General features: G+C 67.0%; 9 protein-coding genes and 2 pseudogenes. All 11 read right to left on the minus strand.

Annotation, left to right across the window (positions count from 1 at the left end; genetic code table 11):
* Positions 1-51: 51 nt before the first annotated feature.
* The 11 genes and pseudogenes from OJJOAM_RS13660 to OJJOAM_RS13710 all read right to left on the minus strand — a co-directional run bounded on the left by OJJOAM_RS13660 (position 52) and on the right by OJJOAM_RS13710 (position 13,433).
* The gene (locus OJJOAM_RS13660) at positions 52-2,373 is read right to left on the minus strand and encodes an AAA family ATPase (protein ID WP_422648260.1); all 2,322 of its coding nucleotides are present in this window, start codon (positions 2,371-2,373) and stop codon (positions 52-54) included.
* A gap of 407 nt (positions 2,374-2,780) precedes the next feature.
* Positions 2,781-3,618 (minus strand): annotated as a pseudogene (locus OJJOAM_RS13665) (metallophosphoesterase).
* Positions 3,619-3,799: 181 nt separating this feature from the next.
* Positions 3,800-4,780 (minus strand): type II secretion system F family protein, encoded by a 981-nt coding sequence (locus OJJOAM_RS13670; protein WP_422649594.1) that lies wholly within the window; start codon positions 4,778-4,780, stop codon positions 3,800-3,802.
* Positions 4,777-5,785: pseudogene (locus tag OJJOAM_RS13675) on the minus strand (type II secretion system F family protein). Before OJJOAM_RS13675 ends, OJJOAM_RS13670 begins: the two are co-directional and overlap by 4 nt.
* A 33-nt stretch (positions 5,786-5,818) precedes the next feature.
* Complete coding sequence (locus OJJOAM_RS13680; RefSeq protein ID WP_422648261.1) at positions 5,819-7,183, minus strand: CpaF family protein; 1,365 nt, start codon at positions 7,181-7,183, stop codon at positions 5,819-5,821.
* A 110-nt stretch (positions 7,184-7,293) separates the two neighbouring features.
* Positions 7,294-8,478 (minus strand): AAA family ATPase, encoded by a 1,185-nt coding sequence (locus OJJOAM_RS13685; RefSeq protein WP_422648262.1) that lies wholly within the window; start codon positions 8,476-8,478, stop codon positions 7,294-7,296.
* Positions 8,479-8,539: 61 nt separating this feature from the next.
* Positions 8,540-8,947 carry a TadE/TadG family type IV pilus assembly protein gene (locus OJJOAM_RS13690; protein ID WP_422648263.1) on the minus strand — a complete coding sequence of 136 codons (408 nt, stop codon included), beginning with the start codon at positions 8,945-8,947 and terminating at the stop codon, positions 8,540-8,542.
* A 128-nt stretch (positions 8,948-9,075) separates the two neighbouring features.
* Positions 9,076-9,582 carry a TadE/TadG family type IV pilus assembly protein gene (locus OJJOAM_RS13695; RefSeq protein WP_422649595.1) on the minus strand — a complete coding sequence of 169 codons (507 nt, stop codon included), beginning with the start codon at positions 9,580-9,582 and terminating at the stop codon, positions 9,076-9,078.
* A gap of 119 nt (positions 9,583-9,701) precedes the next feature.
* Positions 9,702-10,964: a pilus assembly protein TadG-related protein gene (locus OJJOAM_RS13700; protein ID WP_422648264.1), complete on the minus strand. Its 1,263-nt coding sequence runs from the start codon at positions 10,962-10,964 to the stop codon at positions 9,702-9,704.
* Between the two features lie 62 nt (positions 10,965-11,026).
* Positions 11,027-11,371 (minus strand): hypothetical protein, encoded by a 345-nt coding sequence (locus OJJOAM_RS13705; RefSeq protein WP_422648265.1) that lies wholly within the window; start codon positions 11,369-11,371, stop codon positions 11,027-11,029.
* Positions 11,372-11,393: 22 nt separating this feature from the next.
* Complete coding sequence (locus tag OJJOAM_RS13710; RefSeq protein ID WP_422648266.1) at positions 11,394-13,433, minus strand: type II and III secretion system protein family protein; 2,040 nt, start codon at positions 13,431-13,433, stop codon at positions 11,394-11,396.
* Between the last annotated feature and the right edge of the window lie 55 nt (positions 13,434-13,488).

A 13,488-nucleotide genomic window follows, 5' to 3' on the forward strand; every position in this document is an offset into this window, starting at 1 on the left:
CCTGAACGGACTCAGAACTCGTGCAAGTGTCGGGGGCGCCTGAGCGGCTCCTTACGACGGACTTCCTACGACGGTCTCCATCTCGGCGAGGTGTACTGGATCAAGTTCTCTCATCCACTCGAAGATCAGTGCAATGACGTTTCGGCTCTCTCCATGGAGGTTCTCGGAAGCGTCCGAGTCAATCTCAATGTAGTCACTATGCGAGTACTTGTTGATGAACCTGTAGATGCGCTCTTTGGTTTCGACCGTTGTCGTCTTGCAACCTTCTAACGCTGCGGCCATCAAGCTTGCAATGTCGCCACGCTGGCGCGGAAACTTGAATGAAAGAAAAGCTTCAAGGAGTTTTCGCGCGAGATTCGCTGAAAGGAAAGAATCTTCAATAGACAACGATTCATGTTCGCGGAACTGGTGCAGCCGGGAGAAAATATAGTGATACTCGGAATGGTATCTCACCAGCGTTTCATTCGCGTTCTTGAGTTGCGAGCAACGCGGCAGAGCATTGTCGGTCTCCAGCACATAGAAGAAGGCGCTTGGTCCCTTGCCTTTTTGCGCGCGATTGCTATTGGTTTTGGCGTACCAATCGCGCACAAGTTTGTAGAAATTGAAATTGTGCGTGAGAACGAAGAGCTGCTTTGCCTTCTCGCAATTTGCGCGCAGGTATGAGTAGGCATGAAAGAGGTAGTTCGAGTCGAAGCTGGAGATGGGATCGTCGACAACGATGATGGAATCCTCGATGCGGTTGTCGTTCTCGGTCAACTTCGTAATGAAATAGACAAAGGCGATGGCTGTCTTTTCCCCCTCGCTGAGGTTCCCGTCATGTTGGGACCCGTTGTGGCGAACGATTTCGTATCCGCCGGTTGCCGGTTTAAAACGCAGTGAGATTTCGCTGCGACCTAAAAATCGGTGGAGCGCCGCATTGAACTGTTCCGCGCCAATGCCGGCACTCGACAGGGATTGCTCGAGTCGTCCAACTTGTTGTTCGAGATTTTGGCGCAGTCTGGCTCTGCCTTCGCGTTTCGCTTCCGTGGCCGTCCGATCCATGCATTTTTCAAAGTATCCGAAGTCACGCGCCTCAACAGCAGCGTAATGCAATTCGAGCCGCTCCTTACTCTTCTTCGTCTCTTCGCGGAAGTTGGACGTTTTCTTGTTGTGGGCAGACACCTGGGCGATCACGGCGCTCATGCCTGCTTGAACGCTCGCAATCAGCTCTCGAGGTATGGGGAAGACTTGGAGCTTGACATTGAACTGATTGGTGATCTTTTCGCGAAGTGTATCGTGCCACTTGACTATACAGTTGTTAAGCTTCTGCACCGCCGCCCGAAGCTCGGTGGCAGCCGTTTCGTATGCGCCGCGAAACTCGTCATAAAGATCCGATTCAGAAGGCAAATTTGATACGTCGATATACTGGCTATTCAACCACGTGTCCGCGGCGCTAAGACGTGCTTGAAAGTTCTTGTACTCTTCGTTGAAATGAGCTTGCAGCTCATGCAATCTCGAAGGGTGAAGATCGCCGCCGCAAAACTCGCAGACTTCGCTGGAAAGGTTTTGATGCAGTTCAATGCCGTTCGCGACCCACGCCTGCAATTCAGAGTGCTGAGCGAGGCGAGAAATTGCGGCATTAACCGCGCTCGTTCGAAGGAGGTCGCTTAGGCGCTCGTGTGCTTTGGTAAATCCATCGAACTGCACCTGGTTAAGAGATAGCTCTATGTTCGGACGGTGCTCCGGCCTTGCGGCCCGCGTCAAAGCCGCTAGCTCCTCTGTCGGGAGAATAGAAGACAGGTCTTTCACTGCAGTGGCATGACTGCGCAGAAAGTCTTCGAGCTTGGTTTTGTTGTAATTGAAGTAACGACTGTCGTTTACGTCGATAACCTGAAGGCTCGTTTTAGTTCTCTTTGCGCTCTCCGTTAGGAACTTTGAGATGGATGCGTCAAGTTCACGGACTTTCTTGAGTTGCTCCTGTTCTTCATTGATGACTTGTTCGAGCTGTTTGTGGAGAGCCTCAAGCGACTTCTTTTCTTCGATTTTTTCTTTGGCTACCAGTAAAATTCCCTTTACGGACTTATCCCAATCAATGTTTCTTTTAATAAACCCATGATTGAAGGTGTGAATGTTTAGAGAGCAACCGGGTATTGTTGCACTGGTAATTGGGTCGCCGTCTGTCAAATCAATCTGCAGATCGGCGTTGTGAAATCGTGTGTGCGACAATGGCGTTCGTAGCTGCAATGTCTCGAACACCGTTGAGAGTGTGGATTTCCCACTGCCATTCCATCCGTAAATTAGATTTAGCTTGCCAAACGGCTGCGTTTTTGTACCATCGAAGCTTTGAAAGATGCCGTAATTGGTCAGTTTTCGAATCGACTTAATGGTAGTCATGGAACAGGCAAATTGCTTGCTGGGTGACAGGAGCTACCATTATGGCCCGCGGGTGGTGCGACGATTACCCTACTGCTGGGGGGGAGTTTCTCAGCATCAAAACTGTAACTCGCAGATAGGAGTTCGTGGAGCATTTGCGGACTGGCTAGCAGTACTGCGCAGTGTGGCGTCCTCGGCGAATTCCGGCGCGCTATCGGAGTCCGTATTTAAATCCATCTTTATCAGTCGTGAGTACAACGCCCGGGCGGCATGGACGGCATGATCTAATTGATGCCGGCCGTCGGCTTTGGCCGAGTGCCTAGACTGCGCGAATCGCTTCAGTCGAAACCCCACGGGTGCAAGCCCGTGGGGTTTTGTTTGTGGGAAGGGATGTTGAGCGGAAGAGCGGAGTCGATCTTCACACGGCGTCACACCTCCACCACATACCCCCAATCGAACTTCGCATTCTCCAGCGCCCCGTCGCCGCGCCGCACATAGCCGCGCGGGTTGCAGACCACGCGCGCGCGGTCGACGCGGTAGTCGAAGCTGGTATGCGTATGGCCATGGATCCACAGGTCGGCGCGCTGGACCAGGTCGGGCCGGCGCGAGATGAATCCGGCCGAGGCCAGGTCGTGCGCATAGCGCGGGTCGAGGCTGCCGAGGTCCGGCGCATGGTGGGTGACCACCACGGTCGCGCCATCGAAGGGCTTGTCGAGCTCGCCGGCCAGCCACGCCGACTCGGCCCGGTGGCGCGCCAGCGCGTCGGCGGGCGTGAAGCGGCGGATGCCACTGTGCCGGCCGCCGCGGCCGTCCGCGCTGTCATCCGCGCCGCCGTCCGCGCTGTCGTCCTCGACCGAGATCAGCCGGTGGTCGAGCATCACCTTGGCGCAGGCCTGCATCGCGTCGTCGATGCGCTCGCGGCCGAACAGCGCGTAGTCCGCCCACCACGTCGTGCCCAGCACGCGCACCGGCGCCTGGCCGGGCAGCTCGAACACCGCCACGCTGCTGGTCAGCAGATGCACCTGCCGATGGGCGACCGCGGCGGCGGCCATTTGCGCGTCGACCCGGGTGAAGGTGCTGTCGTAGTACTCGTGATTGCCCGGCACATAGACGATCGGCCCGCGCAGGTGCCGCGCCGCCCAGTCGATGCCATGGCGGCCGTTGGCGATGTCCCCCGGCGAGCACGACGACATCGGCCTCGCAGTCGGGGACCGTTTCGGGGGTATGGTGTTCCAGATGCAGATCGCTCAGAACGCGTAGCTTCATGCCGCCTCCAGCCGGCCTCCAGACGGGCCTGTGCCATTGGAGTGTTCAGCATGCGGCGGGACCGGTCAAGTGCAAGCGCTGCCGCGCTGCGGCAGCGAAAAAGCCCGGACCGGGTCCGGGCAAAGGCTGTCCGCACTGCCTGGGGTGATGGCGGCCAGCCGAGGGCCGAAGCCCGGCGGCGTTATCCGCCCTGTCCGGTCATGGTCGGCAGCAGCACGCGCACGATCTGGATGAAGGCGGGGCCGAGCAGCACCACCAGCAGCGAGGGGAAGATCAGGAAGATCAGCGGGAACAGCAGCTTCAGCGCGATCTTGGCCGCCTGTTCCTCGGCCAGCATCCGCCGCTTGGTGCGCAGCATGTCGGACAGCACCCGCAGCGATTCGCCCAGGCTGGTGCCGAAGCGGTCGGCCTGTACCAGCATCGCGGCGAAGCGCTCGACGTCCTCGACGCCGGTGCGCAGCGCCAGATTGGACAGCGCCTTTTCCTTGGAGAAACCCGAACGCATCTCCAGCAGCATCAGCTCCAGCTCGCCCGCCAGCACGGGGCAGCGCAGCGACAGTTCGCTGGCGACCCGCATCAGCGCCGCGTCCAGGCCGAGCCCGGCCTCGACGCAGACGGTCAGCAGGTCGATCGCATCGGGAAACTCCTCGAACACGGCGCGCTTGCGCTGGGCGATCCGGCGCGCGAGCAGCGCGTTGGGCAGGTAGTAGCCGACCGCGCAGATCGCGATCAGCAGCACCGCCAGCAGTGCGCCGTCGCTCGCCAGCGGCGTGCCGACCGTCGCCACCAGCGCCGCCAGCGGCAGCGCCAGCGCGAGCACGGTCTTGGCGGCGAAGTACAGCGTGGGAGCGGCGGTGCCGCGCCAGCCGGCGTTCATGAAGCGCACCCGCAGCGCGGAGCTCTCCCAACCTTCCTTCGGCAGCGCCAGGCGCGACACCGGCCTGGCCCACTGGCTCAGCCGCGCGGCCCAGTCGTTGCCGACCGGTGTTCCCGCCGTCCCCGCGGTGCCCGTGCCGGCGCCGCCAAGCCGCTCCAGCCGCGCGCGCAGCCGGTTCGGCGAACACACCAGCATCAATCCGAGCGCCGCGCCGAAGGCGGCGACGAACACCAGGCCCAGCAACAGCCATTGTTGTGTCTGCATGGCTTGCATGATTTCTCCTATACCCGGATGCGGATGATCTTGCGCATCCACAGCACGCCCAGCGCCATCATCCCCAGCGCGGTGCCGGCCATGCGGATGCCGGCCGGGTCCTGCCACAGCACGTCGAGAAAGCCCGGGTTCAGCACCGAGATCAGCCCGGCGGTGCCGAAGGGCAGCAGGCCGAGGATCCATGCCGACAGCCGGCCCTCCGCGGACAGCACGCGGATCTTGTCGAACAGCTTGAGCCGCTCGCGCACCAGCCGGCTGATGGTGTCGAGGACCTCGGCCAGGTTGCCGCCGCTGTCGCGCTGGATCAGCACGGCGATGACGAAGTAGCGCAGGTCGCCGACCGGCACCCGTATCGCCAGGCTGGTCAGCGCATCGTCGAGCGAGACGCCGTAGTTGATCTCTTCGAAGGCGAGGCGGAACTCGGGGCCGAGCGGGGCCTTCATCTCCTGGCCGACGGTGCCGAGCGCGCCGGCGAAGGGAATGCCCGGCGCGCAGCGAGCGGCCGATCATGTCGATCGCGTCGGGCAGCTGCGCCTCCATGCGCTTCAGGCGCCGTTGGCGCTGCGCCAGCGTACGCAGGCAGGGCAGCGCGGCGGCCAGCAGCGCGCCGCCGGCCGCCAGCGAGAACGGCAGCGGCAGCAGCGACAGCGCGGCGAACGCGATCAGCAGGCTGGCGGCACTGAAGCCCAGCAGTTGCCCGACCGACCAGCTGCTGCCCGACTGCTGCAGCCAGCGGTCCAGCGCCGCCACCCGCGGCACCCGCATCAGCAGGCGCTGCATCCGCGGGCTGCCGGCCAGCATCCGCTCCTTCAGGATCGACATCTGCTCGCGGCCGAGCTGGCCGCCGGCCGACAGCGCGCGGATGCGCGCGTCGATGCGGCGTGCCGAGGCGCCATGATGGCTGTTCCACCACAGGTAGACGGCCTCGATGGCCAGCACCACCGCGATGAACAGCAGCACGCCGAAGCGCGTACAGCGCGTAGTGTCCCAGTTGTCCCAGTTGCCCGAATTGGCCAAGGTCCATGATCGCTCTCCGTCAGTCCGGCAGGTCTAGATCTCGAAACGCCGCGCGGGATCGTAGGTCTCGTCCGGCAGCCCCACGCCGTAGACGCGCAGCCGCTCGGCGAAGCGCGGATAGACGCCGGTCGCGCGGAAGTGCCCGCGCACGGTGCCGTCCTGTCCCACGCCGGTGCGCTGGAAGGTGAAGATCTCCTGCATGTTGATCACGTCGCCCTCCATCCCGGTGATCTCCTGGATGCTGACGATCTTGCGGCTGCCGTCGGTCAGGCGCGCGGCCTGCACGATCACCGTGATGGCCGAGGCGATCTGCTGCCGGATCGCTTTCGCGGGCACGTTCATGCCCGCCATGCCGACCATGTTCTCCAGCCGCGTCAGCGCATCGCGCGGCGTGTTGGCGTGGATGGTGGTCAGCGAGCCCTCGTGCCCGGTGTTCATCGCGTTGAGCATGTCGAGCGCCTCGGCGCCGCGCACCTCGCCGAGGATGATGCGATCGGGCCGCATGCGCAGCGCGTTGCGCACCAGCGAGCGCTGCGTGATCTCGCCCTTGCCCTCGATGTTGGGCGGGCGCGTTTCCAGCCGCAGCACATGGGGCTGCCGCAGTTGCAGCTCGGCGGCGTCCTCGATGGTCACCACGCGCTCGTCGGCCGGGATGAAGCCCGACACGATGTTCAGCAGCGTGGTCTTGCCGCTGCCGGTGCCGCCCGACACCACCAGGTTGACCTTGGCGTGCGCCAGGGCCTGCAGCAGCTGCGCCATCGGCGGCGTCAGGCTGTGGTACGCGATCAGGTCCGCGACCTGCAGCGGATTGACGGCGAAGCGGCGGATCGACAGCAGCGGACCGTCGATCGCCGACGGGGGGATGATGGCGTTGACGCGCGAGCCGTCGGGCAGGCGCGCGTCGACCATCGGGCTGGTCTCGTCGATGCGGCGCCCGACGCGCGAGACGATCTTCTCGATCACCTTCATCAGGTGCGCGTCGTCGTAGAACGTGATGTCGGTCAGTTCAAGCTTGCCGCGCCGCTCGACATAGGTCTGGCGCGCGGTATTGACCAGGATGTCGGACACGGTGGGGTCGCGCAGCAGCGGCTCGAGCGGGCCGAAGCCGAACATCTCGTCGTAGATCTCGCCGATCAGCTGCCGGCGTTCGGCGTCGTTGAGCAGGACCTTGTCCTCGTCGACGATGGCGCCGACCAGCAGGCCGATCTCGTGCCGGACCTGCTCGAGCGGGATGCGCGCCAGCCGCTCGAGCTCGACGCGCTCGAGCACGGTCTCGTGCACGGCACGCTTGAGCGCGCGATAGCCGCTGCCCGCCGGCAGCGTGGCGGCCGGGTGGCCGTTGACGGGCAGGGCGGTGAAGCCCGGGCTGGCGTTCGACAGTTGTTCGCGGATCGACATGGCGGTCTCCGGCTGAAGCGGTTGGCGTGGTGGCGCGGGTGGCGCGGCTGGCGTGATGACGTACGAGGCGGCGGTGTCCTGATGCGAAGTCGCGGTCGGTTTCGCCGCGCTCACGCGGCCTTGACCCGCAGCAGCAGCCGGCGCAACGACGACGGCTCGCCGCCCGCGCGCGCTTCGGGCTCCGCCGCGGCCAGTTGCGTGGCGAGCGACTGCAGCGCGCGCGCGATGGCGCTGCGCCGGTGCATCGCCAGCACCGGCTCCCCGTGGCTGATCGCCGCGTTCGCCGCGGCGGCGTCCTCGGGCAGCGCCTGCCAGACCGGGGCGCCGCAGATCTGCTCCAGCGCGGCGCGGTCCAGTTCGTTGCGGCGATCGTCGCGGTTCAGCAGCAGGCGCACCTTGTCGTCGGGATAGTGCAGCGCCCGCAGGATGTCGAGCAGGCGCCGGCCGGTGCGGGCATGCGCGATGGTCGGCTGCAGCACCACGCCGATGCGGTCGCTGCGGTCCAGCACGCCGATCGACACCGGATCGATGGCCTGGCCGGCGTCGACCAGCACGAAGTCGTAGTGCGGCAGCGCCAGCGACAGGATCCATTCGACCTGTTCCTTGCGCACCGATGCCGCCTTGATCGGATCGGCCGCGCCGGCCAGCACGTCGAAGCCCTCGGCCACCGGGGTCAGGCACGCTTCGAGGAAGGCCGCATCCATGCGTTCGATCTGCGCGCAGACGTCGGGCAGCGTCGCCGGCGGCGTGCGGTCGCAGATCGTGTGGACCAGGTCGCCGAACTGCCGGTTCAGGTCCAGCGCCAGCACGCGCTTGCCCTGCGCGGCCAGCGCATGTCCCAGGTTGCCGGTCAGGAAGCTGACGCCGGCGCCGCCCTTGCACGACAGCAGCGACACCAGCCGCGCGCTGCGGCGGCGCCGCTGCGTGCTGGCCGCCTGCAGCCGGCGCAGCGCGTCGCCGAGCTGGTTCTGCTCCAGCGGCCAGGCCAGCACGTCGCGGATGCCTGTGCGCAGCGCCTGGATCAGCAGCTCGGGCTCGACCGCATCGGTGACCAGGATGCAGGGCAGCTCCGGATGTTGCTGCCGCATGGTCTCGATGCCCTGCATCTGCGCCGGGCCTATCCTGTCGTGCGCGATCACCAGCATGTCGGCCAGCGCCAGCTGGCTCGCATGCGACGCGATGCGCGCCGGCGCCTCGCTCAGCGCCAGCGTCTGGAACGACCCGCACTGCGCGCACAGCCGCGCGATCTCGGCCAGCCGTTCGGTTTGCTCGGAGGCGATCAGAATCGTCAGCATGACGGCTTCTCCTGTTCGTTGTCCTGTGCGCCGGGGCGGGCGCCGCAATGCTTGCCCACGTTCAGCTGCAGACCGGCCCGCCGGTCGCGCTGTTCATGCTTTCGCGCGACAGCGTGGTGGCGAAGGGCGGCACCGGCAGCGTCATCGGAATCATTGGCACGAGCGTGCGCACGGTCAGGCCGGTGACGCGGACCGTCACGCTGGCGCAGCTGGCGCGCGCGGTATCGGGATCGCTGTCGCAGCCGGCGGGCTCGTAGTCGAGCGCGATGTTCGACGGCGACAGCTGCGGCATCAGCGTCGCCATGCGGGTCTTGATGATCGCGGCATTGGCATCGCAGACCACGGCCATGCGGGCGCCCCAGCGCGTCGCTTCGCTGGCGGTGTTCCAGTGGAACAGCACGCGCGCCATTTCGACGACGCCGATCAGCAGCGTGAAGAACAGCATCGCGACGATCGCGAACTCGACCACGGTGGCGCCGCGCTGGCGCGGCCGACGCGGCGGCGACCGCCGTTGCGGCCGTGCTTGCGACCGGTGTGGCGACCGGTGTGGCGACCGGTGTGGCGACGCCATCGGCGCGGATGGGCGGACAGCGGGTTTCATAGCACTTGCCTCATCACGGTGATCACATCGGAGAAGACGAGCCCGCTGGCGTCGATCAGCGGCTGGATCGGCGTGTAGGCGAAGCCGCTGATCTTGACCGCCACCAGGTTGACGGTGCCCGCCGGGACGCCGGCGCCGGCACCGTTGTCGTAGGTATTGACGTTGGCGAAGGCCATGCCGGGGCAGCCGCTCGCGTCGACGCGGTCGCAGATCACCACCATCGACGTGCTCAGGCCGCCGACCAGCGGGCTGCCGGTGCAGCCGGTATTGCCATGCACCGCCAGGCATTTGGCCTGCGCGGCGGGGTAGCCGGCGTCGTCGGGCGAGAACTGCGACAGGTAGCGCGTGGCGCCGCGCGTGGCCTTGGTCAGCGCGTCGTACTGGTAGATCGCGCGGCCGAATTCGGCGACGCCGCACAGCATCAGCAGCAGCGGGATCAATAGGATGGCGAACTCGACGGCGGCCACGCCGCGCTGGCGTTCGCGTGCGCCGGCGCGGCGCAGTCGGCGCGGACCGCGGCGCAGGTTGTGGCGCGGTCCATGGCGCGCCGCATTGCCGGCAGCGGAGCGGGGGATCGGCGTCTTCACGATGGCCTCCTGTCGCTTGTCGATGTGGCGGGCCGCTACTGCACCAGGACCGGCACCAGCGGGCCGGGTCCGCTGCCGAGGCCGGGGATGCCCTGCGTCGCGCACGGGCTGCCCATCGAGCTCGACACGCCGCGATATTCGAGCCGCACCGAGTTGATGTTGCCGCCCCATTGCATCGGCTCGATCATCAGCAGGCAGGCCCATTCGAGCACGCTGGCCTTGTGCGTGCCGGACACCGCGAAGCCGCTGCAGTCCACCACCGGAGCCAGCACCATGCGCCGGTCGGCGCCGCCCTGATGCGCGGCGGTGCTCGACGGCGATCCCTTGGTGTCGATCATCGCGATGCTGTCGCCCTGGTAGGGCGCGAAGGTCTTGCGCCTGGCGGTGAAGTCCGGATAGGCATTGGCCTTGGCCGGCCAGGTGGTGTCGTTGTAGGCGTGGCCGGTGAAGTCCGGCACGCCGGCGACCTTGCCGGCCTTGACGATGCCGAAGCGGCTGTTCCATTCGTCCGCCAGCGACGACTTGTTGCCGGTGGTGCCGATCTCGGTGCCGAGGGCCGGCAGATTGCATTGGCCCGAGCCCTTGAGCTGCTCGGCCAGGCTCTTGGTGCCGCTGCCGCCCGCCAGATCCGCCCAGCCGAAATTGCCGCCGCCATACTCGCCCTTGTTGCCCGCGTCGAGCTTGGACACCAGCCACTGGCCCACGGTGTAGGGCGGTTCGGGCGGGCTGATGGTGTCGGGCTTGCAGATGAACACCGGGATCGCGCACGCCGTCTGCGCGGCGCCCACGGTAGCCACGGCGAACGACGACACCGTGCTCGGCCCCACGTTGCCGCCCGGCAGCAGGTTCAGCACCTGGGCGAACCAGTTGGCGATGCCGGCGCGCGAGGCGGCGCACTTGACGTATTTGATGGTGTCCAGCGCATAGGGCACGCTGCTCTTCGGATAGAAGGGGTTGGCCAGCGCGTCGCTGTAGGTCACGCTGCTGTCGGCGGCGAACTGCACCGACTCGCTCTGGAACAGCGCCAGGTTGCGATAGCCGGCGGTGATGCCGGCCGCCTCGGACACCGCCAGCGGCGTGGCGCCGGTCAGGTCGCGCGCCGCCGCCAGTGCGCAGGCATCGGCGCCGTTCTGCAGTTCGCTCCTGGCCACGTAGAGCTTGCCCAGGTCCAGCGCCAGGCCGAGGAAGCCGACCATCGCCACCAGCGCGAGCGCGACGACGATCGCTACCGCGCCCTGCTGGCGCTGCCGCGTCGCGGCCCGCCGGCGCATGCGCGATCCCGCTGTGTTCGGCTTCATGATGGCTTCCTCCATGGCTTGGCGAAATGGCTTGCGCCCCCGGCATCGGCGGGCCGTCGGGCTCAGCGCGTGCCGATGCCGCCCGACATGCCGATGCCGCCCTGCATGCCGGCGCCGTTGCCGTAGGCCCCGGCGGGCGCCAGGCGTTGCAGCGAGCGGTCGTAGTTCCCCATTGCGGCCACCGCGGCCTTGCCGTCGACGCCGGTCAGCGAAGGCAGGCCGGCCGGTGCGTTGGGGTTGATGATCTGGGCCTGCTTGACCGCATTGACCGACTGCCCGAAGCGGCTGTCCCAGACCGGCGTGGTGCTGATGCAGGCCGCGAGCAGCGGCGCGGCGAGCAGGGAGGCGAGCAGCGCGGCGGCGAGGCCGCGGGCGCGCAGGCGGGACGATTGCGAAGGCTGGTTCATGGCGTTCTCCTTGCGATGGCGCTCAGTTCAGTGCCGCCGGCTTGCCGCCGGTGGCGCCGGTGCCGTCGTTTCCCGCCGGGGCGGCGGCGCGGGCCCTGGCGAGCCGCGAGGCGGTGGCCTCGATGCGGGCGATGCGTTCGGCCTGCGATTCCTCGCGCGCGGCGGTTGTCGGCAGCGTGGCCGGCCGTGCCGCGCGCGTCGCCGCTGACGCCGCCGGTGCAGTGGCAGTGGCAGTGGCAGTGGCAGTGGCAGTGGCAGTGGCAGTGGCAGTGGCAGTGGCCGGTGTCGCGGACAGCGCCGCGGCGGGCGCCTCGCCCAGCGGCCGGCCCACCGGCAGCGCGGTGCGCGGGACCGGAGACGGCGAGGCGGGCGTCGACGGCGGCGGCGGCGCCAGCGTGGCCGGCTGCGGGGCGGCGGGCTGCGGCGCCGGCGATCGCTGTGCCGGCGACTGCGGTGCGGGCGCGCTGCCTGCCGGCGTCGTGGCCGGGGTGGCCGCGCGCTGGCCGGCCGAGCCTTCCATGTTGCCGAGCAGATAGAGCTCGAGCGGGTTCGGCGTCGAGAAGCTGTCGGTCGGCAGCGGCGCGCCCGCATGCTGCATCGGCTGCACCAGTCGCGGCGTGATGATGAAGACCAGTTCGGACATGTCCTGCTGGAACGACGTGCTGCGGAACAGCGCGCCGAGCACCGGCACCTCGCCCGCCCCCGGCAGCGCCTTCAGCGTGCCGCGCGCGTTGTTCTGCAGCAGCCCGCCGATGGCGAAGCTCTCGCCGTCACGCATCTGCACGGTGGTGGAGGCACGCCGCGTGGTGATCACCGGCAGGATGGTCTGGCCGGTCAGCGTCGCCCCGGTCACCGTGGCGCCGGTGGGCGAGAGCTCCGACACCTCCGGCGCGACCTTCAGGTTGATGCGGCCGTTGGCCAGCACGGTCGGCGTGAACTTGAGCCCCACGCCGAACTCCTCCTCCTGCAGCGTGATGGTGGGCACGCCGCCGACCACCGCGTTGCTCTGCGCCACCGGGATATAGATCTTGCCGCCGGCGAGGAAGCTCGCTTCCTGGCCGCTCAGCGTGACCAGGTTCGGCTCGGCAAGGATCTTGACCAGCGAGTCGTTCTTCTGCGCATCGATCGCGATGTCGAGCGGCAGGTTGTTGGCCTTGCTGCCGAAGATCGCGGTGCGCGAGCCGGTCAGCAGCGAGGTCAGCAGGCCGCCGGTCCACGAACCGAAGCCGCCCTGCAGGTTCAGCTGCGAGCCGAGCTGGTTCAGCAGGGTTTTCGACACCTCGGCGACCTTGACCTCGAGCATCACCTGCTGTGGCGTGTCGACGCTCAGCATGTTCAGCACGCCGCCGTTCCTGGCCTCCTTGTCGCCCTGCGCGACGGCGGCATAGGCGCGCGCGATCTCCACCGCCTGCTGGGCTGCCTGCGCGCTGGAGACGCTGCCGGTCAGCACCAGGTTGTCGGCGGCGGTGGCGACGCGGATGCCGCGCTCGGTGGGCATCAACTGCGCCAGCGAGCCCTGCAGCCCGCCGGCATCGACGTTGACCGCGATATTGATCACGCTGCAGGCGCCGCTGCGTCCCTGCACGATCATGTTGGTGGTGCCGAGGCTGCGGCCGAGCACGTACATCGTCTGCGGCGACACCATGGTTGCCTGCACGATCTCCGGATTGCCCACGGTCCGGTTGCGCACCGGCTCGGGCAGCGGGATCAGCGTCGACTTGCCGATCGGCACCACCACATGGCTTTCCTCGCGTACCGCGCCGCTGCAGTTGGGCCCGCGCGTATCGGCGGCGGGCACCGGCGCGCGGGCGGGCGCCATGCTGATCGTCATCTGCATCGGCGCGCCGGCGGCGGTGCCGGCGTTGGCGTTGGTGCCGGCATTGGCGTTGCCGCCCGCGCGGGCGCCGGCCGCGGGCGCGGTGCCCCTGGCCACTGCGCCGGCTTCGGCCGCCGTCTGCGCGCCGGCGCCGCCGGCCAGCGCCAGCACCAGGCACGCCGTGCCCGCGCCGCCCAGCGTGCGCGCGGTGCGCGCGCGGTCCCTCTGCTTGTGGTTCGTTTTCATATCTCCCCCCGGAGAGAATTGGTGCTGCCCGATTCGCGGCACGTCGATGCGGCGA

Source organism: Cupriavidus sp. H18C1 (genome assembly GCF_049311595.1).
GTDB classification, from domain to species: Bacteria; Pseudomonadota; Gammaproteobacteria; order Burkholderiales; family Burkholderiaceae; genus Cupriavidus; species Cupriavidus cauae.

Excerpts from the sequence above, each read along its gene's own strand:
- OJJOAM_RS13660 (WP_422648260.1), bottom strand. The coding sequence starts at position 2,373 with ATGACTACCATTAAGTCGATTCGAAAACTGACCAATTACGGCATCTTT.
- OJJOAM_RS13680 (WP_422648261.1), bottom strand. The coding sequence starts at position 7,183 with ATGTCGATCCGCGAACAACTGTCGAACGCCAGCCCGGGCTTCACCGCC.
- OJJOAM_RS13685 (WP_422648262.1), bottom strand. The coding sequence starts at position 8,478 with ATGCTGACGATTCTGATCGCCTCCGAGCAAACCGAACGGCTGGCCGAG.
- OJJOAM_RS13700 (WP_422648264.1), bottom strand. The coding sequence starts at position 10,964 with ATGAAGCCGAACACAGCGGGATCGCGCATGCGCCGGCGGGCCGCGACG.
- OJJOAM_RS13705 (WP_422648265.1), bottom strand. The coding sequence starts at position 11,371 with ATGAACCAGCCTTCGCAATCGTCCCGCCTGCGCGCCCGCGGCCTCGCC.
- OJJOAM_RS13710 (WP_422648266.1), bottom strand. The coding sequence starts at position 13,433 with ATGAAAACGAACCACAAGCAGAGGGACCGCGCGCGCACCGCGCGCACG.